General features: G+C 69.2%; 20 protein-coding genes and 1 riboswitch. Of the genes, 8 read left to right on the forward strand and 12 right to left on the reverse strand.

Features of this window, described 5'->3' with window-relative positions; genetic code table 11:
• Window positions 1-246 precede the first annotated feature (246 nt).
• The 4 genes from E0H50_RS00120 to E0H50_RS00135 all read left to right on the forward strand — a co-directional run bounded on the left by E0H50_RS00120 (window position 247) and on the right by E0H50_RS00135 (window position 7,821).
• Window positions 247-3,189 (forward strand): type 2 lanthipeptide synthetase LanM family protein, encoded by a 2,943-nt coding sequence (locus tag E0H50_RS00120; RefSeq protein ID WP_131283458.1) that lies wholly within the window; start codon window positions 247-249, stop codon window positions 3,187-3,189.
• Between the two features lie 41 nt (window positions 3,190-3,230).
• A complete protein-coding gene (locus E0H50_RS00125) occupies window positions 3,231-3,440 on the forward strand; it encodes a hypothetical protein (RefSeq protein WP_131283460.1) in 210 nt (69 codons plus the stop codon).
• A gap of 122 nt (window positions 3,441-3,562) precedes the next feature.
• Window positions 3,563-6,487: a helix-turn-helix transcriptional regulator gene (locus E0H50_RS00130; RefSeq protein ID WP_131283462.1), complete on the forward strand. Its 2,925-nt coding sequence runs from the start codon at window positions 3,563-3,565 to the stop codon at window positions 6,485-6,487.
• Window positions 6,488-6,591: 104 nt separating this feature from the next.
• Entirely contained in the window at window positions 6,592-7,821 is a 1,230-nt protein-coding gene (locus E0H50_RS00135) for an ROK family transcriptional regulator (protein WP_238150683.1), read from the forward strand.
• Here the strand turns inward: E0H50_RS00135 and E0H50_RS44155 are convergent.
• The 3 genes from E0H50_RS44155 to E0H50_RS00145 form a co-directional block, all read right to left on the reverse strand.
• The gene (locus E0H50_RS44155) at window positions 7,814-7,942 is read right to left on the reverse strand and encodes a hypothetical protein (RefSeq protein WP_272948479.1); all 129 of its coding nucleotides are present in this window, start codon (window positions 7,940-7,942) and stop codon (window positions 7,814-7,816) included. The genes E0H50_RS00135 and E0H50_RS44155 overlap by 8 nt on opposite strands.
• A 585-nt stretch (window positions 7,943-8,527) precedes the next feature.
• Entirely contained in the window at window positions 8,528-9,277 is a 750-nt protein-coding gene (locus tag E0H50_RS00140) for an alpha/beta fold hydrolase (protein ID WP_131283466.1), read from the reverse strand.
• The gene (locus E0H50_RS00145) at window positions 9,274-9,948 is read right to left on the reverse strand and encodes a DUF998 domain-containing protein (RefSeq protein ID WP_131283468.1); all 675 of its coding nucleotides are present in this window, start codon (window positions 9,946-9,948) and stop codon (window positions 9,274-9,276) included. Before E0H50_RS00145 ends, E0H50_RS00140 begins: the two co-directional genes overlap by 4 nt.
• Window positions 9,949-10,057: 109 nt before the next feature.
• On the opposite strand from E0H50_RS00145, the gene lysX reads away from it, so the two are divergent.
• Window positions 10,058-13,414 (forward strand): bifunctional lysylphosphatidylglycerol synthetase/lysine--tRNA ligase LysX, encoded by a 3,357-nt coding sequence (gene lysX, locus E0H50_RS00150; RefSeq protein ID WP_131283470.1) that lies wholly within the window; start codon window positions 10,058-10,060, stop codon window positions 13,412-13,414.
• A gap of 176 nt (window positions 13,415-13,590) precedes the next feature.
• Window positions 13,591-14,382 carry a hypothetical protein gene (locus E0H50_RS00155; RefSeq protein WP_131283472.1) on the forward strand — a complete coding sequence of 264 codons (792 nt, stop codon included), beginning with the start codon at window positions 13,591-13,593 and terminating at the stop codon, window positions 14,380-14,382.
• 5 nt (window positions 14,383-14,387) lie between these two features.
• Here the strand turns inward: E0H50_RS00155 and E0H50_RS00160 are convergent, their stop codons facing one another.
• The 3 genes from E0H50_RS00160 to E0H50_RS00170 are packed head-to-tail and all read right to left on the reverse strand — an operon-like array spanning window position 14,388 to window position 15,731.
• Entirely contained in the window at window positions 14,388-14,822 is a 435-nt protein-coding gene (locus E0H50_RS00160; RefSeq protein ID WP_131283473.1) for a PIN domain-containing protein, read from the reverse strand.
• Window positions 14,819-15,055 (reverse strand): ribbon-helix-helix domain-containing protein, encoded by a 237-nt coding sequence (locus E0H50_RS00165; protein ID WP_131283475.1) that lies wholly within the window; start codon window positions 15,053-15,055, stop codon window positions 14,819-14,821. The genes E0H50_RS00160 and E0H50_RS00165 overlap by 4 nt, the downstream gene beginning before the upstream one ends.
• 31 nt (window positions 15,056-15,086) lie before the next feature.
• Window positions 15,087-15,731: a hypothetical protein gene (locus tag E0H50_RS00170; protein ID WP_131283477.1), complete on the reverse strand. Its 645-nt coding sequence runs from the start codon at window positions 15,729-15,731 to the stop codon at window positions 15,087-15,089.
• 187 nt (window positions 15,732-15,918) lie between these two features.
• Here E0H50_RS00170 and E0H50_RS00175 point away from each other — a divergent pair, with 187 nt between their 5' ends.
• Complete coding sequence (locus tag E0H50_RS00175) at window positions 15,919-16,599, forward strand: alpha/beta fold hydrolase (RefSeq protein ID WP_131283479.1); 681 nt, start codon at window positions 15,919-15,921, stop codon at window positions 16,597-16,599.
• Here E0H50_RS00175 and E0H50_RS00180 read toward each other — a convergent pair.
• The 3 genes from E0H50_RS00180 to E0H50_RS00190 form a co-directional block, all read right to left on the reverse strand.
• Window positions 16,592-17,422: a helix-turn-helix transcriptional regulator gene (locus tag E0H50_RS00180; RefSeq protein ID WP_131283481.1), complete on the reverse strand. Its 831-nt coding sequence runs from the start codon at window positions 17,420-17,422 to the stop codon at window positions 16,592-16,594. The two genes, E0H50_RS00175 and E0H50_RS00180, sit on opposite strands and share 8 nt — an antisense overlap.
• A 48-nt stretch (window positions 17,423-17,470) precedes the next feature.
• A complete protein-coding gene (locus E0H50_RS00185; RefSeq protein WP_131283483.1) occupies window positions 17,471-18,844 on the reverse strand; it encodes an L-serine ammonia-lyase in 1,374 nt (457 codons plus the stop codon).
• A gap of 79 nt (window positions 18,845-18,923) precedes the next feature.
• Window positions 18,924-19,016: riboswitch (glycine riboswitch) on the reverse strand.
• Window positions 19,014-19,367: a DUF3817 domain-containing protein gene (locus E0H50_RS00190; RefSeq protein ID WP_131283485.1), complete on the reverse strand. Its 354-nt coding sequence runs from the start codon at window positions 19,365-19,367 to the stop codon at window positions 19,014-19,016. (Overlaps the previous riboswitch by 3 nt.)
• A 97-nt stretch (window positions 19,368-19,464) precedes the next feature.
• Here E0H50_RS00190 and E0H50_RS00195 point away from each other — a divergent pair, with 97 nt between their 5' ends.
• Complete coding sequence (locus E0H50_RS00195; RefSeq protein ID WP_131283487.1) at window positions 19,465-20,880, forward strand: alpha/beta fold hydrolase; 1,416 nt, start codon at window positions 19,465-19,467, stop codon at window positions 20,878-20,880.
• 4 nt (window positions 20,881-20,884) lie between these two features.
• Here E0H50_RS00195 and E0H50_RS00200 read toward each other — a convergent pair whose 3' ends face one another.
• From E0H50_RS00200 to E0H50_RS00210, 3 genes are all read right to left on the reverse strand, one after another.
• Window positions 20,885-21,112: a hypothetical protein gene (locus E0H50_RS00200; RefSeq protein ID WP_131283489.1), complete on the reverse strand. Its 228-nt coding sequence runs from the start codon at window positions 21,110-21,112 to the stop codon at window positions 20,885-20,887.
• A 180-nt stretch (window positions 21,113-21,292) separates the two neighbouring features.
• Window positions 21,293-22,723 (reverse strand): aminopeptidase P family protein, encoded by a 1,431-nt coding sequence (locus E0H50_RS00205; RefSeq protein WP_131283491.1) that lies wholly within the window; start codon window positions 22,721-22,723, stop codon window positions 21,293-21,295.
• Window positions 22,724-22,766: 43 nt separating this feature from the next.
• Entirely contained in the window at window positions 22,767-23,516 is a 750-nt protein-coding gene (locus E0H50_RS00210; RefSeq protein WP_131283493.1) for a GntR family transcriptional regulator, read from the reverse strand.
• Window positions 23,517-23,564: the final 48 nt, after the last annotated feature.

Here is a 23,564-nt window from a genome sequence, read left to right on the forward strand (position 1 = left end):
CAGCGACGGGCCCGATCCGCATGGGGGTTCGCCCCCCATCTTCCGGCAGTTATGCCCCCATCCGCCGGGGTGTTTCCGCAGCGTGAATTTGGGTGTTCGGAGCTCTTGTTCCGGACCGTACTGCGCAGGCATCGTTCCGGTCCACCGGCCTGCTGCCACCACAGTCCGTCTAGGTGCCGATCACAGCGCAAATATGGGGGCTGACTACCCATGCCCGGGCCCAGGGGGCGGTGGCAGCCTGAGCGCGTGCTCAACTCCGCGATCCGCACCGGCCAGCCAGATATCTGGTGGTCCGCGGGCCTGCGGCAGCACGAGCAGATCCACGCCCTCACCCGGTCCGCGCCGGCCTGGGCCGAGTACGTGGAACGCAGCATCTCTCTCCCACCGAGCGCGCCTGCCGCCGGTCGAGACCCTGCAGGGACCGGTGTCACCGGCGGCCACACTTCAGGTGGGGCGGCCGCGACAGCGGATGGGTCCGGCACGGACTGGCGGCAGGCGCTCATGCGTTGCCTGGAGCCGTTGCTGGATTCGGCTCGCCAGGATCTGGCCGCGGCCGGTCATACCGGAGCCGTCACCGAGGAGTTCCTGCAACGACTCGGCCTCCGGTTGGTGACGTTGGCCGCTCGCACGCTGGTCCTGGAGCTCGCCCGAGCCCGGGACCGCGGCGAGCTGGCCGGCGACACCCCGGCCGCGCGCTTCCTGGACTTCACGCACCGGCTCGTCGGAGGGAGCGAACTGGCGGAGCTTCTGGCCGCCTACCCGGTGCTTGCCCGGGTCCTGGGCGAGTCGTGCCGGCAGAGCGTCGAGGGACACCTCGAGCTACTGGCACGGCTCGCCGAGGACCGCGAGTCTCTCGTCACCGGACTGCTGGACGGCCAGGACCCTGGTGCGCTGACCGCGATCGAGCCCAGTGGCGATCCGCACCGGGGCGGACGCTGCACCGCCATCCTCACCTTCGCGGACGGCCGACGGGTGGTCTACAAGCCCCGGCCGCTCGAGCTGCACCAGCACTTCAACACCTTCGTGGACTGGCTGAACACCAAGGCGTCGCTGGGCATCCGCACGGTCCGGCTACTCACCTGCGACGGCTACGGCTGGCTGGAGTACGTCGTTCACGAGCCCTGTTCTGACGTTGCCGGCGTACGGCGGTTCTACCAGCGGCAGGGCGCGTTGCTGGCGTTGCTCTACGTGCTCGACGGCACGGACATGCACGTCGAGAACCTGATCGCCGCAGGCGACCAGCCGGTACTGGTGGATATCGAGACCCTGTTCCACCCCAGTCCGGTGCCGGTGTCCGCGTTGGCCCTCGATCCGGCGCACCGAGCGCTCGACCGATCGGTGTACCGCACGGCACTGCTGCCGCTGCTCGTGCCGGGTGAGCACGGTGTCTCGGACGTGTCCGGGCTGGGCGGGCACACCGGCTCGCTAACAGCCGCGAGCGTGGCCGACTGGGCCGACGCCGGCCTGGACTCGATGCACCTGGTCCGGCGACCTGGGCAGACGCGGAGCGCTGCCAACCGTCCGATGCTCGACGGACAACTGATGGAGCCGCGGGATCACGAACCCGCCCTGCTGAGCGGATTCCGGGCCGCGTATGAGGCGATCGCCTGGCACCGCGACGAGTTGCTCGGGCCGGACGGGTTGCTGGCGGCCTGTGCTGCCGACCAGATGCGGTTCGTGGCCCGCCCGACGAGCCTGTACCGGACCCTGCTGGACGAGTCGACGCATCCCGACGCGTTGCGCGACGCGGCCGGCCGCAGTCAGCTGCTCGACCTGCTGTGGGACGCGGACGAATCGCTGCAGGCGATCGTCCCCTGCGAGCTGGCCGACCTGTGGGCGGGCGACGTACCGCTGTTCACTGCGCGCCCGGACAGCCGGGACCTGTGGGCGTCCGACGGCACGCGTGTCGCCGATGTCCTTGCCACCGAAGGCCTGGCCGCGGTCCAGGCGAAGGTCGCGAGCCTCGGTGACATCGATGAACACCGCCAGGCGTGGTTGGTCTCCGCATCGCTCGCCACCCGCCCGGGCCCGATCACCCACACCGGTGCGGCCACCCGGCCACACGTGGGGGCGACCGCACCGGACCCGGAGGAGATGCTGGCCGCGGCCGTGGACATCGCCGACGAAGTCATGGCGCAGGTGATCAGCGAGCCCGGCGGCCTGGCCAACTGGCTCGGCCTCGAACTGCTCGACGACCGCTACTGGGCCGTCCGTCAGATGGGCGCCGGCCTGTCCAACGGTTACACGGGTACGGCGCTCTTCCTCGCACAGGTCGGCGTACTGACCGGAGCCGGCAAGTACTGCGAGCTGGCCCGCGATGCGATCCGCCCGATCCCGCAACTGCTCGAAGCCCTCTCGGGTGACCTGGAGTCCGCTCAGCTGATCGGCCCCGGGTTCCACGGGCTCGGCGGCATCAGCTACGGCCTCAACCTACTCTCGGCGCTCCTCGGCGACAGTGACCTCACCACCTGGCTGGCCGCGTCCCTGGAGCTCAGCGAGCAGGTCGCACTGGACCCCACCGACTTCCCGTCGTACGCCGAAGGCGCGGCGGGTGGACTGGCCGCGATGCAAGCAATAGCAGGCCTTCCGGCCGCCGGCCGGCTGGCCGAGCGGTATGCAGACCTCCTGGTAGCCACAGTCGAGAGCGGGCTCCGTGGCCGAGTAGCAGCGGTCCGCGGCTTCGCTCGTGGCTACCAGGGCATCGCGTGGTCGCTCGGGCACTTCGGCGTACCTGGTGACAGGTACGCCGACGCCGCCCGAGCGGCCGCCGATCTGGACCGCCGGGATGTTCCGGGCGGCCACGGGTGGTGCTCGGGTGACGCCGGCACCGCTTTGGCCCGGGCGGCGGCAGGAGTACCCGCGGACCTCACCTCCTATCTGAGGACCGCGACAGAACGGCCGGTGCTCGCCGATCTGAGTCTGTGCCACGGCGAGCTCGGCGCGGTGGAGTCACTCGTGTGGCTCGCCGAACGTGAGCACCCAACTGCAGAGGCGGCACGGCGACGTCGTGCCGGGTTGGTGCTCGCGGCAGTACAGCAGTACGGACCGCAATGCGGGACACCTAACGCCGTACCGTCTCCAGGCCTGCTGACCGGTCTGGCAGGGATCGGGTACGGGCTGCTCCGACTTGCGTTCCCCGAACGGGTTCCGTCCGTGCTGTTGCTGGAACCAACCACCGGGCCGCGGTGAGGCACAGCACCAGAGCCCCACACTGTGACAAGGGGAACAGCATGACCGCCCAGCACCACGATGTTCAGCACGAAACTCCGGTGGACGAGCAGCACCCGACGCCGGACCGCACCGACCCGCTCGGCCCGATCACGTTGCCGAAGCTGCACAAGGTCGGCGCCCGGGCGATGGCCCTCGCCGGGGTCGTCGGCATGAGCGCCGCGGCGGTCGCCGTCATGGCCCCCGACGGCTGGCCGAACGGCTCGCTCTAGGGCCAACGATTCGCTGGACGATGCCAGCGAACGTTTGACCGAGTGGCCGGCCGCTCGCCTGATCGGCCGGTCACCGGCGAACTTCCTGCGCTGACAACCATCAGTCGTTACAGTTGGCAATCATGCAGACCCGTTCGCCTAGGGTGGTCGGCCGAGACCAGGAGCTCGAGAGCCTTGACCGCCTGCTGGCCGGAGCCCGCGACGGCCACGGCGGTGCGATCTTCCTGGTCGGCGAGCCTGGCATCGGCAAGAGCCGACTGGCCGCGACCGCCACCTCCCAGGCCCTCGACGCCGGTATGACGATGCTGCGCGGACGGGTCGGCGCGATCGGAACGATGGTTGCGTTCCGCCCGTTCACCGAGGCTCTGCTCTCGTTGATCCGGCGCGGCGAGATGCCCATGACGGACAGCCTCGGCCCGTACCGGCAAGTTCTCGGCCGGCTCGTGCCGGACTGGGACGACGGCAGCGCACACGACACGGCTGCGTCACCCGTCGTGCTCGGTGAGGCAGTGCTGCGGCTGCTCGCTCTGGTCGGCCGGGACCACGGTTGTCTGCTGGTTCTCGAGGACCTGCACGGCTCCGACCCGGAGACGCTCGCGGTGATCGAGTACCTGCTCGACAACCTGGACGAGCAGCCTATCTCTCTGGTGGCGACGATGCGGTCCGAGATCTGCGCGGCGTACGAAATGGCGCAACTGTCGGCCCAGCGCGGTGCGGCGGAGCTGATCGAGCTGCGCCCGTTGGATCGGAGCGAGGTGGCGGAGCTGGCCGCGGGCTGTCTGGAGGTTCCGGTCGACGGCGTGCCGGAGCAGCTGGCAGACCAGCTGTGGAGCGACAGCGCCGGAATCCCCTTCATCGTCGAGGAACTGCTGCAAGAGGCGAACCGCAGCGGACAACTGGTGTCCGGGCCGGACGGCAGCGTGCAGGTGGTCGACGACCTGCAGACGAACGTCCCGCCGGCTGTGGTCCGCAGTATCAGCAGCCGTACCGCCCAACTCGGACCGCAGTCGCGGGACATTCTTGTGCTGGCGGCTGTCATCGGGCACCGGTTCCCGCTGACCGTGGTCCGCAAGGCGACCGGAACCGATGAACGCTTGCTGCTGGCAACTCTTCGGGCCGGCCTCGCCGCTCAGCTAGTCGGTCCGGACGAGCCGGCCCCGGACTGGTACGCGTTCCGGCACCCGCTGACCGCCGAGTCGCTGCTCGCCGGCCTGACACCGACCGAGCGCTCGGACTTGGCCCGGCGCTGCGCGGACGCGGTCGAGGAACTGCATCCCGGTCTGCCGGGCGAGTGGTGCCCGATGGTCGCCGAACTCGCCGAATCCGGCGGCGACACGATCCGCGCCGGCCGGTTGTTCGCCCTGGCCGGACGGCGGTCGTTCGAGGAGGGCTCGACCGGGTCGGCGGCCAACCTGCTGGACCGCGCGAACACCCTGCTCGCCGGCGATCCCGACATCGGCCACCGGGCCGAGGTCCTCGGCTCGCTGCTGCTCGCGCTCAGTGCGACCGGAGGCTTCGAGCACATCGCCGCGCACACCGCGACCGTCGACGAACTGGCCGACCGCAACCTCGACAGCCGCAAGCTCGCCGCTCTGTACGTCCAGCTCGCGAACGCAGAGATGATGGCGGGACGCTCGTCGGTCGCGTTCGGCCATGTCGCGGCCGCTCGCTCGTTGCTCGGCACAGACCCCGAGGACGCCGACCTCGCGCCGGTCGACGGGGTCGCCGCGAACCTCGAGCTCGCCCGCCAGAGCCCTCGGCGGATCCAGGCCGCGACCGAGCTGGCCACCCGCGCGGCCGCGGCGGCCGAACGCGCGGAGCTGCCCGAGGTGGCCTGCGAAGCCCTGCAATTACTGGGGATCCTGGCCCGCGAGCACGACCCAGATCAGTCGATCGACTACTTCCATCGGGCGCGACAGATCGCCGAAGACCATGGGATGACGTTCCAGCGGGTCACCTCGCACTTCTTCCAGGCCGGCACCATCTGCCTCGCGAACGGCAGCATCGTCGAGCTCGAGCGGGCCCGGCAGCAAGCACTGCGGATCGGCGCGATCCCGCTGATGTATGAGGTGGACAGCATCCTCGGCCAGCAAGCGATCCTGCGGTCCGAGTACGCGCGGGCCGACGAGATCATCGCCGAGGGTGTCCGGGTCACCCGGCGACTGCGGATGGGTCGGCCCGCGACATACTTCCTGACCATCAAGGCAACGCTGGAAGCGCATCAGGGCCGGCGGTCCGCGATGGAGGCGACCCTGACCGAGGTCGCGAGCTGGGGCGGCGAGCGGGCGTCATACGAGCTCCCGTACTCCTATGGACTGGCGCGGACGTTCTGCGCGTTGCTGGAGGAGAACCGCGAGCTGGCCGACTCTGAGCTGGCGCAGGCGCTCGCCTACGACGCTCAGAACCCGACCACCTTGCACCTGACAGGCAAGAACGGTCTCGCGCTCCTGCTCGGCGTGCTGTCCGGGCGGAACGGCTGGGCGCACTTCGAGGTGGTCACTGCGACTGCTGCCAGTGGCATGCGGTGGAACAAACAGTTCGTCCAGCTGGCGCACGCCGTACTGCTCGGACGCGACGGTCAGGTGGAGGCGGCGAACGAGATGGTGCTCGCAGCGGCGGAGACCGCGTCGCTGTACCCGATGGCGCACCACCTCGGCCTCCGGCTGGTGGCTGAGCCCGCTCACGCGGACGGGTGGGGTGAACCGGTCGCCTGGTTGCGGCAGGCCGAGGACTACTTCCACAACGCCGACATCCAGGCGGTGGCGAGTGCGTGTCGCAGCCTCATGCGGCAGTTCGGTGCGACAGTGTCACAACGGCGGAGCGGTTCGGAACAGGTTCCGGCGTACCTCAGGCAGATGGGCGTCACCACGCGCGAGTACGAGGTGTGCCGGTTGCTGGTGGACCGGATCGGGAACAAGTCGATCGCATCCCGGCTGCACATCTCGCCGCGAACCGTCGAGAAGCACGTGGCCAGCCTGATGACCAAGACCCAGCAACCGGACCGGGAGGCCCTGAGCAGTTTCGCCAGGACCGTGCTTCAGGACTAAGTTGTCGACTCACGCACCGGTATCCGCCAATCGATGCGGTCAATGGACAGTATTTACGAACGCTCGCTATCTATACTGTGCGGGTGGCAAGCAAGGGGTCGGACATGAGCAAGGGAACGGTCGGCGGCGGCGGTACGACGATGCTGCGGCGGATCAACGTGGCCGCGGTCCTGGACGCGGTACGCCGCTCCGCGCCCGCACCGTTGCGCGTCGCCGAGCTGGTCGAACGGACCGGCCTGGCCAGGCCGACGGTCGCGCAGGCCGTCGACGAGCTGCTCGACGCCGGCTGGCTGCAGCAGCACGGCCCCGACTCCGCGGACCGCTCGCTCGGCCGCCCGGCGATCCGCGTCTCACTGCGTGGGCGTGCGGCGCCGGTGCTCGGACTCGACGTCGGCCCACACCGGGTCACCGTCGGCGTCTCCGACCTGGCCGGCCGCAAGCTGTCGCTGGTACGTCGCTCCGGACCCGGATGGACCGCACAGGAGCTGCTCGGCGTCATCGGTGAGGTCATCAACGAGGCCCTGGCCGAGGCCGAGGTGCCGGCCGAGGACATCGCCGCCGTGGTCGCCGCGAGCCCTGGCATCGTCGACGAGCACACCGGCCGGGTCCAGCTGGTCCCGAGTGTGCCGGGCTGGTCGGCGATCGACCTGATCAAGCACGTCCGCGGGCTGCTCGACTGCCCGGTCATGCTGGACAACGACGCCAACCTCGCCGCACTGGCGATCGCCGCCGCGCGTGGCGGTACCGGGACGCTGCTGGCGGTGCAGTGGGGTGAGCGGCTCGGTGCGGGCATCGTCATCGACGGCCGGCTGCACCGTGGCACCGGCGCGGCCGGTGAGATCGGCTTCATCGCCACCGACACGGACGACGTGATCAACCCGGAGGACAGCCGCGGACCGCTCGAGCGCGCGGTCGGTTCGGAGGCGATCGCGGCACTGGGTCGTCAGGCCGCGCTGGACAACCCGAAGTCGCGGCTGGCCGAGCTGGGTGGCGAGCAGCTGGACACCGCGGACGTGTTCGCCGCTGCGGCGGAGCGTGACCCGGTAGCGCAGGCCGTCGTACAGCAGGTCGCCCGGACGTTCGCGCGCGCACTGGCTCCGTCTGTGCTCGTACTCGACCCGACCGCGGTGGTGATCGGTGGCGGTGTCGCCCGCGCCGGCGCCGTACTGCTGGACGCCATCTCGGACCAGCTGCGCCTACTGACGCTCAATCACCCGAAGCTGGAGCTCTCTGCCCTGGCCGAGGACGCTGTGGTGACCGGTGCGATGCGCATGGCCCTCGACGAGGTCTGGCAACGCAAGCTGCCCACACCGGCGATGACCAGCACTACCTAGCCGCCACAGGCCCTTTCACGACCTTCACACCGGGCGCACCACACCAGCAGGTGTAGGTGAGCTCGTAGAGCACCTGTCCCGCCAGATCAACCCGGCGGTCCAGCCCCGTCACCATGCTCATCGGCAGCAACATGCGCCGATCACACACCGAGCACGTAATGACGATCACCAGGCACCCCAGCTGTACGCGCGGCTCACGTACAGCCGATGAATCCGCCGCCAGTGCGCCCCGACATCTTCGAGAAACCATGTCCACCGATAACTCATTGTGCCCACCCACTACAGAAAATCACTGCCACGACTGTTTCAGTGGAGCGAGCGTACGACACCCAGGGGGCGGAGCGGAAGAGGCTTGCTTCCGGGCAACACCACGAGCCTTACGAGTACTTCGTGGCCCCCACCGCAAGTTCGTCGAGAGCCGCCCATGACGCCCGACCCGGGGGAGCTGGGTAACTATTCGCCACTGCGTGACGAATTCTTTCCCAACCCCGACGGCTGGTGCGGCCAGATGGTTGCGAGTCGGTTCCTGGAGCAGGGCACCGAGGCGGCCGGTGCAGGAGGAACCGTTGTCGACCCCCGACGAACTTACGGCCCAGACCGCTTCGGTGCCGATATCGGCAAAATAGTGCCGCTATCGGGGCTGTAGTGACATTCGTGGCGGCTACTTTCGCCGTACTGCCAAGTTGCTGCTGTAAACGCACTCCAGCTATCGGCGGACGGCGGTGGCGATCGCATCGGGGCGGTCCAGGTGGACCAGGTGGGCTGAGTCGGGGAGGACCTCGACTGTTGCGTGCAGGGCGTTGGCCAGGTGTTGTTGGCCTGCTAGCCAGGATTTGGCGGTGGGGCGGGAGGTGCCGCCGGTTGCTACCAGGAGGGTTGTCGGGGCGATCGTGCTGACCGGGCCGGCGGTCAGCTTGGCCACCTCTGCGGCCAATTCCCAGCTGCTTGCGAGCTCGTCCCAGAAGAGGAGCCACGACGTGGCCTCGCCGTACCGGGCCTTGGCTGTTGCCTTTGACAACAGGTCGTGGTTCGACGTGCTGCCGAGCCGCACGATCAACCGTCGGAGCGCGGGACCGAGCAGCTGCGGTACGCCGACCCGTCCGAGGAACCGCGCCACCGCGCGAACCGCTCGGTCGCCCCGCGTCCCGGGATAGAACGCACGCCATCCCGTTTCCGACGTGAGGCTGCTGTCGACCAGCACCAGTCGGGTGACCTCGAGCGGCCGAGTCAGCGCCCAGCGCAGGGCCGCGAGTCCACCGATCGAGTGCCCGATCAGCCCGATCTCCGCATCGGGTCGCACCCCGGCAGCCGCCCGCAGCGCGTCGACGTCCGACGCGATCGGCGTACGCCACGGGTCGATGACGCGAACGTCCTCGTCCGGGAGCAACTCGACAAGCCGGCCGAACTCCTCCGGAGTCTCAGCCAGCCCGGGCACCACGATCCACGTCACGGTCATCGAGATAAAGCGTGCCTCAATGCTGGTAACACTGTCCCCAGCATTAAGCAGACGAGTGCGACCGAGACGCGCTGCAGGATGCCCGGGGCATCCAGTTCGTTGCCGGTGAGGACGTCGCTCCCGGTCTGGAGACCGAGCCACGTCTGGGTCACAGCGACCGCTCCGGCCAGTACGGCGACTGCCTTACCCCACGGACCGCCCCAGCCGTTCTTGCGGAGTACGAGGACCGCGAAGACGCCCATGGCGATGCTCCCGAGACCTGCGAGCGTCGACGTCACCTCGTGGAGCACCAAGGCCACCCCGACCTGGCCGTTCGCCTCAGATGCTCGGCACGCCGCACTGGCCGACGGCGCGCAGTCCATCGGCGAGAACGAGTCGAACAACGTACCGAGCCCGAACACCGCCGTACTGATCAGCAACCCGGTCAGCTCCCGTTGCGCTCGCGCTACCGGCCTGGCCAGCAGTACGGCGACCAGCAGCAACACACCCGTGGCCAGGTCCATCCCCCGCGCGTAGAGACTCGTGGACTGGTCCCGCGCCCCCAGCTCGCTCAGAAAGGAGCTGTGGACATCCAGCGGGAACCCGGCGGCCGCCTCGAGCAGCAGGCTGCAGTAGAGCACGCCTGCGGCAAGCATGAGGTTGCGGATGAGGCGGTAAGGGACGGTGGCCATACACAAGACCCTCCCACGTCAACCAAAGTATTGACTGTGGCGTCAGCTGTACTGTCGAGGTAGTGCTAGGTCGACCGAAGTCGCAGCGAACTAGTGGGATGATCGGCTGGTGCGGTCGGAACAAGCAGCAGTGATCCCGGTGTGGCAGCAGCGGGCCGCGGTCTGGGTCGGCCGCGTCGTCGTGCTCGCCTCGGTGTGGTCGTTCATCGCCATCCCGCTGCATGTCGCGGCTCCGAGGTTCGTCAGGCACGTCGACTTCGCGTTCGACTTCGTCGGCATCCCGGCCGGGCACACGGTCTTCTCCGCCGTCTACCTCGCGGTGGTCGGCAGCGCCTTGCTGCGCGGTAAGCGAGCTGCCCTGCTCTGGGTGCTGTGGGTCTTCGAAGCGCTCTGGTTCCTCGCGCAGGTCGCCGGGATCGCGTTCACCAGCGTCCGGCTGGCCAACCCGACCGACGCGGACCTGCTCCGCGATTTCGGGCCGGCCACCGTCGCGGACCTGGAGTGGGGCATCGTCCAGGCGATCGTGGTGGCCGCGATCGTCGTTCTGCTGTGGAAGATCCGGGGCGCCTTCCCGGCCCGGCTCGCGCCCGGTAGCCGGCGGCTCGCGATCGGCGCGCTGGTGTTCGGCATGCTGATCTCGATCGCGGTCAGCATCACCCTGACCCAGATCTTCCCGCGCACGCTCAGCGGGCAGCGGCAGAAGATCGGCTGGGCCGTGATCGCCGCGCTCGGCCAGTCGCGCAGCAAGATGGGCGGTCACGAGGGCCACGGCTGGATCGGTCTGACCGTCGGCGCGATCTCGGCGGCCTCGCTGGTGCTGGCGTTCTGGATCTTCCTCCGCTCGGTCCAGCGGGTCCGGTACCTCACCCAGCCCGAAGAACTCGAGGTACGGCGCCTGCTCCTGCTGCACGGTGAACGGGACTCTCTCGGATACTTCGCGACCCGCCGGGACAAGGCAGTCGTGTTCGCGCCGGGCAACGACGCCGCGATCGCGTACCGGGTGGTGAACGGCGTCAGCCTGGCGAGTGGTGATCCGCTCGGCGATCCGGTCGCCTGGCCGGCCGCGATCCAGCGCTGGCTCGAAGAAGCCCGCCGGTACGGGTGGTCCCCGGCGGTCCTGTCGGCCAGCGAGGAGGCGGCCCAGGCGTACGTCGACGCCGGCCTCCGCGCGCTGTCGATGGGCGACGAGGCGATCATCGACGTCGCGGACTTCACCCTCGAAGGCCGCACGATGCGACCGGTGCGCCAGGCCGTGACGCGGGTCCAGCGCGCCGGGTACCACGCCGAGGTCGTCCGGCACGGAGACCTGTCACCGGACACGCTGGCGCAGTACGTCCACCTCGCGGAGAAGTGGCGCGGGGCCCGGACCGAGCGCGGGTTCTCGATGGCGCTCGGGCGGCTCGGCGATCCGGCCGACGCGCGCTGCGTGATGGTGATCGCGCGGGACGCCGACGGCGTCGTCCGCGGGCTGCTGTCGTTCGCCCCGTGGGGTGTCCGGGGTGTGTCGCTGGACCTGATGCGGCGCGATCCCGAGTCCGTGAACGGGTTGATGGAGTTCATGGTGACCTCGCTGATCGATGCCTGCGGCGACCTCGGGGTGCATCGGATCTCGCTGAACTTCGCGATGTTCCGGGAGATCTTCAGCGACGCCGAACGGGTCGGCGCGGGACCGGTACTGCGGCTCACGAACGCGTTGCTGACCGCGGGATCGCGCTTCTGGCAACTGGAGAGTCTGTACCAGTCGAACGAGAAGTACCTGCCGCGCTGGTCGCCGCGGCTGATGTGCTACTCGCGCGGCGCGTCGCTCGCGCAGGTGGTCCTGGCGGCCGGTACGGCGGAAGGCTTCCTGCCGGCGCCGCGGCCGTGGACCCGCGTCGACAGTGTCGAGACGGCGGAGCGGCACGCGATCATGGCCGCGGACGGTCGCGCGTTCGCAACCGCCGTACAGGAACAGGAAGTGGAGTTGCTGCGGCCGGCGTTGCCGACCCGGAAACTCACCGAGCAGGAGCAGATCCGGCGTACCAAGCTCGCCGAGCTCGTTGCCGCAGGCATCGATCCGTATCCGGTCGAGGTGCCGCGGACGGAGACCCTGGAACGGGTCCGGGAGCTGTACCCGAACCTGCCGCCGGACCATCGCACCGGGCACACGGCGTCCGTGACCGGCCGGGTGCTGCGGATGCGGAGCCACGGCGGCCTCGCGTTCGCGCAGTTGCAGGACGGGCTCACGCAACTGCAGGTGATGCTGACGGCCGAGTCCTGCGGCGACGTACCGCTGGACCGATGGCAGCGACTCGTCGACATCGGCGACCACGTGAGCGTCACCGGCGAGGTCGTCACGAGCCGTCGAGGTGAGCTGTCGATCGCCGCGACGTCCTGGGTGATGGCGGCCAAGTGCCTGCACCCGCTGCCCGACAAGCGGAAGGGATTCACCGACCCCGAGGCGCGCGTCCGGCAGCGGCACCTCGACCTCGTGATGAACCCGGACTCGCTGCGGATGATGCAGCAGCGCAGCGCCGCGGTACGGGCCCTGCGCAACGGTTTCGAGACGCGCGGGTTCATCGAGGTCGAGACGCCGATGCTGCAGGCGGTGCACGGCGGCGCGAACGCGCGGCCGTTTGTCACGCACATCAACGCCTACGACACCGAGCTGTTCCTGCGGATCGCGCCGGAGCTGTACCTGAAGCGGCTGAGCGTCGGCGGGATGGGCAAGGTCTTCGAACTGAACCGGAACTTCCGCAACGAGGGCGCCGACGCGACCCACAACCCGGAGTTCACCTCGGTCGAGGCCTACCAGCCGTACGCCGACTACCACGTGATGCGCGAACTCACCCGCGAGCTGCTGATCGAGGCCGCCACCGCGGTCTACGGCAAACCCGTCGTCCGCCGGGACGGGGAGGAGATCGACATCTCGGGCGAGTGGCCGGTCGTCACCGTCCACGCCGCGGTCGGCGCGGCCGCCGGTACGGTGATCGACTCGGAGACCCCCGCGGACGAGCTCCGGGCGTTGTGCGCGGAGCACGGCGTCCACACGACCTTCGAGATGTCGGCCGGTGAACTCGTCCTGGAGCTGTACGACGAACTCGTCGAGCCGAACACCACGCTGCCGACGTTCTATACCGATTTCCCCCTCGAGACGTCGCCGCTGACCCGCAACCACCGGACGAATCCACGGCTCGCGGAGCGCTGGGACCTGGTCGCGTTCGGGGCCGAGATCGGTACGGCGTACTCCGAGCTCGTCGATCCGGTCGAGCAGCGCCGGCGCCTCACCGAGCAGTCCCTGAAGGCCGCCGCCGGCGACCCCGAGGCGATGTCGCTGGACGAGGACTTCCTGTCGGCGCTCGAGTACGCGATGCCTCCGACCGGCGGCCTGGGCATCGGCGTCGACCGGGTGATGATGATGCTCACCGGCCAGAACATCCGCAGCACACTGGCGTTCCCGTTCGTCCGTCCCGCACCACGGGACTGATGCTTTACCCTTGATTCTCACGGGTTGGGGACCTGGGGGTTGGGGTGGGGATGAAGTGCTGGGTTGCGCTGTGTGCTGGGCTGTTGCTGGTGGCGGGTTGCGGTGGGGAGCAGGAGCCTGCCCCGAGTCCTGTCGCGACCTCTTCGAGTAATGCCGCACCGGCGCCGGCGTCTTCGGTGCCGGCCGCGGGTCCGTTGGGTACGACGGCTTATCAGGCCGAGCTGACCCGGATCGACCAGGTGCTGGCCGGGCCGGCGCGGGCGCTGACCCGGGTCCGGACGCCCGAGGGTCTGAGCGACGCGGTGAGCACGCTCGCGGAGTCGCTCAACACGGTCGCGGTCCGGTTGTCCGCGCTGACGGTGACGTCCCGGCTGACCGCCGTACACCCGCTGCTGCAGGAGCGCATCGGCGTGGCGGCGACGCGGCTGACGAGTTCGGCGGAGAAGACCGAGGAGGACGCGCGCTGCGGCGGTACGGCGTACACCTCGCAGCAGGTGCAACGGCAACTCCGTGCCGACCTCGGCGCCGCGCTCGTGCAACTGCAGCGGCTCAAGCTGACGTTCGGCCGGACGCTTCCCGATCCGGGTCCCGCGCCGGAGCAGGTGCGACCCGACAACGGCGACGTCCTGGTACGGCGTGACCCGGAAGGGATGGGACGGCTCAAGATCACCAACGGTACGGCGAAGGACGTCGCGATCTCGATCGTCAGCGACGGGAAGCCGCCGGGGACTCCCCAGGTGATGGTGTATCTCCGGGCGACCGAGTCCGCGACCGTGAACCGGATCGGCGGCGCGTACCGCCTGTACTTCAAGAGTGGCGCGGACTGGGACGCGGAGCACCGCAGGTTCCGGTCGGGCTGCTCGTTCAAGAAGTTCGACCAGACCTTCGGCAAGAACCAGGCCTGGCAGGTCAACCTGCAACCCCGCCCAGGCGGCAACGCCGACACCACCGAAGTCGAGGCGTACTAGAGCCCTTAGAGGTCGTCAGGAAACAATCTGAACGACTTGTGCGGGGTCAGTGGTCGGAGCGCGCGGAAGTCACGCCGATCGAGCGTCAGAACCACGTCGGTACGGTAGTCGGCAGCCAGTGCGACAGTCACCGCGTCGGCGAGATCGAGATCCAGATCGGCATATCGGCTCATCACGGCGAGCGCGGCCGTCAGAGTCTCGGCGCCGATGTCCGCCACCTGGAAGCGCATCCTTCGCACCTGGGTGGTCAACAGTTCGAGGATCGTCGAGCGCGCTGCCGCACCGAGCCGGGCCCGGGCGAGATGATCCACCTCCGCGAGAACCAGCGGCGACAAGATGACGGTCCCGGCGTTCTGCAGAAGCTGCCTGCAGGACGGCCCCTCCGGTGCGTTGCGATCGAAGGCCGCGATGATGCCGGAGGTGTCGGCGACAAGAATCACTGGTCGGTACGACGCGCGAACTCGGCGCGGATCTCCTCCTTCGTCACCGGCTCACCGGTGCCGTCGAAGGTCGGCCAGTCGAGTGGCTCGTCCCACACCCGGTTCGCCATCGCGGCCAGGTGGATGCCCTCGCGGATGATTTCCGCCTCCGGGATCCCGCGCCGCCGAGAAGCGTCCTTGATCAGCGCCAGATCCTCCGGATCGGCGTACACGTTCGTGCGCTTCATCGACATGTACCAACCCTAACACACGTACATTCGAAACCTAGAGGCCGAGTTTGTCCAGGAGGGAGCCGAGGATGCCGCCCAGGCCTCCGGGGTTGTCAGGGGTGGTGGGAGTGGTGGGTGGCGGGCTCGGGGTGGTGCTGGTGGGTGGCGGTGCGGTGGGGGTTGTTGACGTGGTGGGACGCGCCGTTGGCGTGGTGGTCGGGTTCGTGGGCGGCGCGGTCGGCACGGTGGGAGGGCGCTTGGTGGCGACCGGGATGGTCGGGTCGGTGGTCTCGACGATCTGCGGTGTCGGTGTGCCTGGGACGAGCGTCGGGTACGGCGTACTGGTGGTACCGACCGGTCGCTGCGTCTCGCCCGGCATGGTTGCTGTCGGCAACGGGGTCGCTACGGCGGTGGCGGTGGGGAGCGCGCCGGGTGTGGCGGCCGGCGTGGGGGTGGTGCGCGGCGGGAGTACCGCGACGTTCTGGGTCGGCTCGCCGGGCTGCGGGCCGGCGATCGGGGCGGCCGGTTTCGGGCCGCCGCCCGGTAGCGGGATGAACCCGGCGCCGATCCGCGGGCCGCCGAGCAGAGCCACGAAGAACAGCACGGCGTAGCCGAGCAACAGGACGCCGGCACCGGCGGCTGCCTGGCGGCGATGCCGCGGGTTCTGCCAGGGCGGGCGGCGGGAAGCCTTGGCAGGCATCGGATTCACAAGACTCGGAGAGTATCGGGTGATGAGTCGTTTCAAACAGCCCTTGGAAGAAATTCCACGCCAGAACGTAATGGTCTAGTAATTCTGAACCATTTACGCATTCGTAGGAATGCAGTGCGTTAGCTGACAACGCGCCGATCCGCCCACCGCATCGCTGTTCCTCTGCCAACCTGCTCTCATGGCGAATCTGGTACTGCTGCACGGTCTCGGAGCCAACGGCCGCGTCTGGTCCTCCTGGCCGCAAACCAACCACGCTCCGGACCTCGCGGGCCACGGCACAGCCGCCCCGCTCCCGTCGTACACCTTCGCCGCCCTTGCCGCAGCGGTCGCAGCGGATCTCCCGGTACGCCGCGACGTCGTCCTGATCGGCCACTCACTGGGTGGCGTGGTGGCACTCGAACTGGCGAGCGGACGGTACGACGTCACCGTCAACCGCGTCGTCGCGCTCGGGGTGAAGGTGACCTGGACCGCGGACGACCTGGGTCGGGCGAACGCGCTGGCCCAGAAGCCGGTCGCCTGGTTCGACACCCGCGACGAGGCAGCGGCGAGATTCCTCAAGGTTTCCGGCCTCCAGGGACTCGTGGACCCGGCCGAGCCCGTCGTCGACCACGGCCTGCGCGAGGAGGACGGCCGGTGGCGCCTCGCCATGGACCCCGCGACCTTCGGCGTCGGCGCTCCGGACCTGGCCGCACTGATCGCGGCGAGTCAGGCCGACGTGGTGCTCGCTCGCGGTGAGCGGGACCCGATGAACAGCGACGCCGAACTGCACGCTCTGCACGACCAGGTCGTCACGCTTCCCGGCCTCGGGCACAACGCCCAGGTCGAGGACCCCTTGGCGGTTGCGGTCCTGATCAGGTGAGCGCCTGCAGCCCGATCACCGACAGGAGCCGGAGCTTCTCGGCGGCCTCGGTGTTCGGGGCGGCGGTGTAGACGACCATGCGCAGGTCACTGCCCGGGATCGCGAGCACGTCGCAGTCGATGTCGAAAGTGCCTACCTCCGGGTGCCGGATCGTCTTCTGCTCGCTCTGGTGGAAGCCGACGACGGGCTGGTCCCACAGTCGCGCGAAGTCGTCGTACCCGGCACGGAGTTCCTCGATCAACGCCCGAAGGTCCGGATCGCGGGGATACCGGGCGAGGGACGCGCGCAGGTCGGTGACCATCGCGGCCCGGAAGTTCTGCTGCTGATCCGGTGTCATCACGACGCGGTCGCCCGGGTCCACGAAGTGCCGGTAGATGATGTTCCGCCACCGCCCCTGCCACGGCGACGGGTCGCCGATCAGCGCCGCGAACAGCGGGTTCCAGGTGATCACCGTCCAGGCGGCGTCGGTGACGCACAGCGGCGCGCCCGCCAACTGGTCGACGATCCGCTGCACGCCGGGTGGAAGGTACGCCGACATCCGCCCGGGCGACGGCAGCACCTCGCCGGCGAGCACGAACAGATGGTTGCGCTCGGCATCGGACAACCGGAGCGCACGGGCCAGCGCGGTCAGTACCTGGACCGACGGCGAGTCCGACCGGCCCTGTTCCAGCCGGACGATGTAGTCGACCGACAGCCCGGCGAGGTGTGCCAGCTCCTCACGCCGGAGGCCCGGCGCCCGCCGTTTCCCTCCGGCCGGCAGGCCGACCTCCGCAGGCGTCACCCGGTCACGCCACGCGTGCAACGTCCTGCCGAGCTCGCCCATGTCCCCAGTATCCCGGGCGGCGGGCGGTTCAGCCTGGTACTGGTGTTACTAGCATTCGATGACGTTGACGGCGAGGCCGCCGCGGGACGTCTCCTTGTACTTGATCTTCATGTCGGCGCCGGTCTCGCGCATGGTCTTGATGACCTTGTCGAGGGTGACCACGTGCACGCCGTCGCCGTGCATCGCCATCCGGGTCGCGTTGATCGCCTTCACCGACGCCATCGCGTTCCGCTCGATGCACGGGATCTGCACCAGCCCGCCGACCGGGTCGCAGGTCAGGCCGAGGTTGTGCTCCATCGCGATCTCGGCGGCGTTCTCGACCTGTTCCGGCGTACCGCCGAGCACCTCGCACAGGCCGGCGGCGGCCATCGAGCAGGCGGAGCCGACCTCGCCCTGGCAGCCGACCTCGGCGCCGGAGATCGACGCGTTCTCCTTGTAGAGCACGCCGATCGCCCCGGCGGCCAGCAGGAACCGGACCGCACCGTCCTCGGTCGCCCCGGGCACGAACCGCCGGTAGTAGTGCAGGACGGCGGGAATGATGCCGGCGGCACCGTTCGTCGGGGCGGTGACGATCCGGCCGCCGGACGCGTTCTGCTCGTTGACCGCGAGCGCGAACAGGTTCACCCAGTCCATCACCTTGAGCGGATCGACCGACCACGGATCCTGGCTGAGCTTCTTGTGCAGGGCGTGGGCGCGCCGCGGCACCTTGAGCCCGCCGGGCAGGATGCCCTCGGTCTCGCAGCCTTCGCGGACGCAGTCCTGCATGACCTGCCAGATGTGCAGCAGACCGTCCTTGACCTCGTCCTCGGTCCGCCAGGCGAGTTCGTTCGCGAGCATCACCTCGCTGATCGAGAGCTGCGACTCGCGGCACCGGTCGAGCAGCTCCGCGCCGGTGGTGAACGGGTACTTCAGCGGGGTCGTGTCCGGCACGATCCGGTCGCCCGCGGCGGCCGTCTCGTCGACGACGAATCCGCCGCCGACCGAGTAGTAGGTGCGCTCCCGCAGGACGGCGCCGGCGGCGTCGCGGGCGACGAAGATCATCCCGTTCGGGTGGTACGGGAGCGCCTTGCGGCGGTGCATGAGCAGGTCGGTGTTCTCGTCGAACCCGATCTCGTGGGTACCGGCCAGCAGGATCCGGCCGCGTTCGCGGATCGTCTCGACGCGGGCGTCGACCGAGTGCGTGGCGACCGTCTCCGGGTCGGCACCCTCGAGGCCGAGCAGGACGGCCTTGTTACTGCCGTGCCCGTGCCCGGTGGCGCCGAGGGAGCCGAAGAGCTGGGCCTGGACGGTCGTCGTCGCGGCCAGCAGGCCGTCGTCGGCGAGACCGCGCGCGAACGTGCGGGCCGCACGCATCGGTCCCACGGTGTGGGAGCTCGACGGGCCGATCCCGATACTGAACAGGTCGAAGACGCTGATCGCCATCGTGTGGAGGTTCCTTCCGGTCGTCGTTGACCGTTTGGTGTCCTCCCCGCTCTGTCAGGCGGATGCCTTCCAGAGGTGCCTCGCCCGCGCGGTGAAGGTGCCTGAGAGATTCTTGGGGAGAGTTGCTCCTACGGCGCCCGGATCGTGTCCGGGTCTCTCCCGCACGGGTTCATGCGGCTGTTGAATTGACTGACGTCTGGGACGGTACGGCGGTCTCACCACCGACGTCAATCCGGCCGGTACGGACCGCCCAGATCTCGAAGAACCAGGTGAACAGCGGGGGAATGCCGGCCGCGAGGGCCGCCAACGTGACCGGCCACGACCACCGCAACGGCCCGCGCACCGCCAGCACGGTGATCACGTAAGCGATGAAGATGCCGCCGTGGATCGGGCCGAAGATCTGCACCCCGATCTCGTTGTCGGACAGCACGTACTTGAACAGCATCCCGATCAGCAATCCGGTCCACGAGACCGCCTCGGCGATCGCCACCGCCCGGAACCACGCCGCATGTCTGGTAATCATCAACGCCGACCCTAACAATCCCCCCAAGCCGCGTTCGGGGTCGCCCGAGGGCGGCTCCCTGATGCCGGTAGCAAGCGATTGCCGAAGGATCGGCGGCATGACGTTCACCCAGCGCGCCGTCACCGGCGCCGTACTGCTCGGCGTCGCAGCCGCCGGGCTGACAACTCTGCCCACAGCTGCCACCACGACCGGGGTGCAGTGGACCGACTGCAAGCCCGAGGGCAAGGACGACCCCGCCGAGGTCCGCGGCTCGCAGTGCGCGACGCTCCGGTTGCCGGTCGACTGGCGTGATCCTGGCGGCGCCACGTTCGAGCTGGCGATCGCGCGCCGTCCGGCGAAGGTGCCGAGCGAACGCGTCGGCGTCCTGGTGTTCGGGCCGGGCGGTCCCGGGGACTCGGGAGTCGACCGGATCAAGACTGGCATCGACCGGTTCAGCACCGATCTGCAGAACCGCTTCGACATCGTCAGCTTCGACCCGCGCGGAGTGGCGCGCAGCAACCCGGTGCGCTGCTCGGCCGACCTGCTGAACAAGCAGCCGTCGCCGATCATCAAGAACTCCGCGGAGTTCACCGCCACAATCACCTACAACCGGCGGCTCGCGACGGACTGCCGCGAGCACACCGGGCCGCTGTACGACCACATCGACACCTGGCAGACGGTCCGCGACGTCGACGCCGTACGGCGAGCGCTCGGTGAATCCACGATCTCATTCCACGGCAGCTCGTACGGGACTGTGCTCGGCGCGCAGTACGCCGAGACTTACCCGCACCGGGTCCGCGCGATGGTGCTGGAGAGCGTGAGCGACCACAGCTCGTCGAGTACTGGTGACTTCCTCGATGACCAGGCGGCCGCGGTACAGGACTCGTTCGACGAGTTCGTGAAGTGGTGCAACGCCACAACGGCCTGTGCGCTGCACGGTCGCGACATCCACGCGCTCTGGGCGGATCTGCTCGCGAAGTCGCCTGACCCGTTCACACTGAGCTTCGCCGTGTTCCGGGCGCTCTACGGACCACAGTGGTCTGCGCTGGCCGAGATGCTGAAGGTAGGTGTCACGCCCCCGAAGCCCGTGCAGACGGGAGTCGCGCCGTACCCGCTGGCGGTGTTCTGTCAGGACTGGAACCTCCCGGTCCGCAGCTACCGCGAGTACGCCGGACACCTCCAGCGGCTCGCACGGAACAACCAGGACCTGCGCTACCCGGGTCAGCTGATGGCTGTGTCGATCTGTCTCGGCTCACCGCCCGCGAACAACCCGCAGCACGTGCTGAAGGTCCGTGGGCTCAAGACGCCGGTACTGCTCGCCAACGCGATCCACGACCCCGCCACCGGGTACGCGTGGGCCCAGAGCGTTGAGCGTCAGCTCGGACGGTACGGCGTACTGCTGACGTACGAGGGGTGGGGACACGGGAGCTACTCGAAGAGCCCGTGCATGGAGAGCACGATCGACAACTACCTGATCGCGCGGGACGTACCGGAGCGCGGCAGCAGCTGCGCCGCCGTACAGCCCGCCGGGTGACGGGTCAGACCGGTACGCCGGTCACTTCGAGAACGCGGTCGAGGTGATCACCACGGACCAGCCGGCCCGCCATCAGCCGGAGCTCGGCGCAGGCGCTCTCCAGCGCCTGTGCCTGGGTCCGGCAGTTGTCGACGTACCAGAACGGGTCGTCCGGTTGCGGATCGTCGGCGTCGTCGATGTCGGCGTACCAGTGCCGGCTGCCGCAGTTCATGACTCGCACTCGTAGGTTCATGCTGACTACTCCCCGTGCCCAGGAATCCTGGGTCCCCCCTGGCCCCAGTTGAGGCCGACTCGGCCGGGCGCGTGATCCGCGGCCCCCCACTTGCCACGCGCCGGGCCGAGTCGGCCCTCCCCCCGCCCTGTACATCGTCGGGCGGCGGCGAACGTTACTGTTCGTGACGGGTAATTTTGATTACCTGGAGTTGAGGTGCGACCGGGTCCACTGCTCGAGACCGTCGGTCGTGATCGGGAGGTCCTCGGTGAGGATCTCGAGACGGTCCTGGTGGACGACGACGTTGTCCTCGATCCGGATGCCGATCCCGCGCAGCTCCGGCGGGACGGTCTCGTCGTTCGGGTGGAAGTACAGCCCCGGCTCGACCGCGAGTGCCATCCCGGCCTCGATGGTGCCGGCGAAGTACGCCTCCGGCCGGGACGCGTCGCAGTCGTGCACGTCGAGGCCGATGTAGTGACCGGTCCCGCAGACGATGTACCGGCGGTGCTGCTGCCCGTCCGGGCCGAGAAGCTCGTCGAGCGAGACGTCGAGCACACCCCAGTCCCGCAGCCCTTCGGCCAGCACCCGCAGCGCCTCGTACTGGAAGGCGCGGTACGGCGCTCCCACCTTGACCGCCTCCAATGAGGCGAGCTGCGCCTTGTGGACCAGGTCGTGCACCTGCCGCTGCGCCGCGGTGTACTCGCCGCTGGCCGGGAAGGTACGGGTCACGTCGGCGGTGTAGAGCGTGCGGGTCTCGACGCCGGCGTCCAGCAGGATCACGTCGCCCTCGTTCACGGCGCCGTCGTTCCGGACCCAGTGCAGCACCGGCGCGTGGTTGCCGGCCGCAACGATCGACGCGTACCCGACGCCGTTGCCCGCGGTCCGCGCGCGCCGGTCGAAGGTGCCCTGCAGCCAGCGCTCGCCGCCGCCGCGGATCGCCTCCGGCAGCTCACGCGCCACGTCGCCGAACGCCAGCACGCTCGCCGCGACCGCCTCACGCAGCTGGTCGAGCTCCCACTCGTCCTTGATCCGGCGCAGCTCGGCGAGCGTCTGCCGCAGCGCGTTGCCGTCGGTGGGCGACGTACGGACCAATGCGTCCAGCATCGGCTCGACACCGGGCACCGACAGCATGAACGGGACCGCGCCCCGGACCGCGGCCGGCAGCTCCTCGATCGGGCGGCAGGCGATCTGCAACGCGTCCGACCAGTCCTTCAGCCCCGGTACCGGGCCGATCCACAGCTCGCCGTCGCGCGCGTTCGAGAAGAAGTCCGCCTCGTCCGGCCCGGCCGTCTCGCGAAGGTAGAGCGTCGCGTCGCCGTCCGCCGAGATGACCAGTACGGACCCCTCGGCCTGGCAACCGGTCAGCCAGACGAAGTCGCTGTCGGCGCGGAACTGGTAGTCGGTGTCGTTCGACCGGACCGGCGCACGACCGGCCGCGAGCGCGATCCGGCGACCCGGCAGCGCGGCGGCGAGCTTGCGCCGATGCTCCGCGGCCGCTTCCGCGAGCCCTTCCGGCACCGACACCGAACGGTCCACAGGCCCCCAGCCACGCGAGATGAACTCCCGGAATCCCTTGGCGTCGATGGGGCGGTAGGACTTCGGCGTCTGGTCGGTCCGGTCGTCATCGGTCATGAGCTGAGCTCCCCTTTGCAGCTGACGTTGTCAGTTCATCAACTCAGGTTGTCCTGGGGCTTTGCAAGCCCTTATCCCGGAACGCCGTGAGGATGCGTCGTTCGGAGTCGATCAGGTACTCGTGGAGGTCCGCGGCGGCCTCGTCGTACTTGCGGGCCTCGAGCAGTTCGAACAGGCTGCGGTTCCGCGCGATGTACGGCTCGTGCAGCTCGCGCGGGGTCGCGATCACGTGGAAGAGGAGCCGCAGCTCCGCGAGCAGCCGGCCGGTCATCGCGTCCATCCGCGCACTGTCGGCGAGCCCGATCAGGTGCTGGTGGAAGCGCATGTTCGCCGTACCGACGGCCGGCCAGCGGTCCGCGCCGGCCGCCGCCTCGGCAGCTTCGACATCGTCGTGCAGGGGCTCGAGCCGGTCGGCCGGGAGCTCAGGGTCACGGTCGGCCAGGCCGCGGACGACATCCACTTCGAGGGCGCGACGCAGCCGGTACAGGTCGATCACGTCGTGCTCGTCGAGCTCCGGCACGAAGACGCCGCGGTGCAGCTTGTAGACGAGCAGGCCCTCGTGGGTCAGCAACCGGAAGGCCTCGCGCAGCGTGTTCCGGCTGACCTCCAGGACCTCGGTCAGCTCGACCTCGGAGAGCTGGGCGCCGGGCGGCAACGCGCCTTCGGTAATACTGCGGCGCAGGATGTCCGCGGCGCGCTCGGCCGAACTGCTCCGGTCCAGTCGCGCGACATCGGCGGCGACGGTTCGCAGCCAGGACTGCCTGCCGGTCTCCTCGGCCCCACCCGTGCTCATCTCCGCATCATCTCAGCTGGGCAGGAAAAGTGGAACAAGCCTCTTGCA

This window comes from Kribbella sindirgiensis (assembly GCF_004331435.1).
GTDB classification, from domain to species: domain Bacteria; phylum Actinomycetota; class Actinomycetes; order Propionibacteriales; family Kribbellaceae; genus Kribbella; species Kribbella sindirgiensis.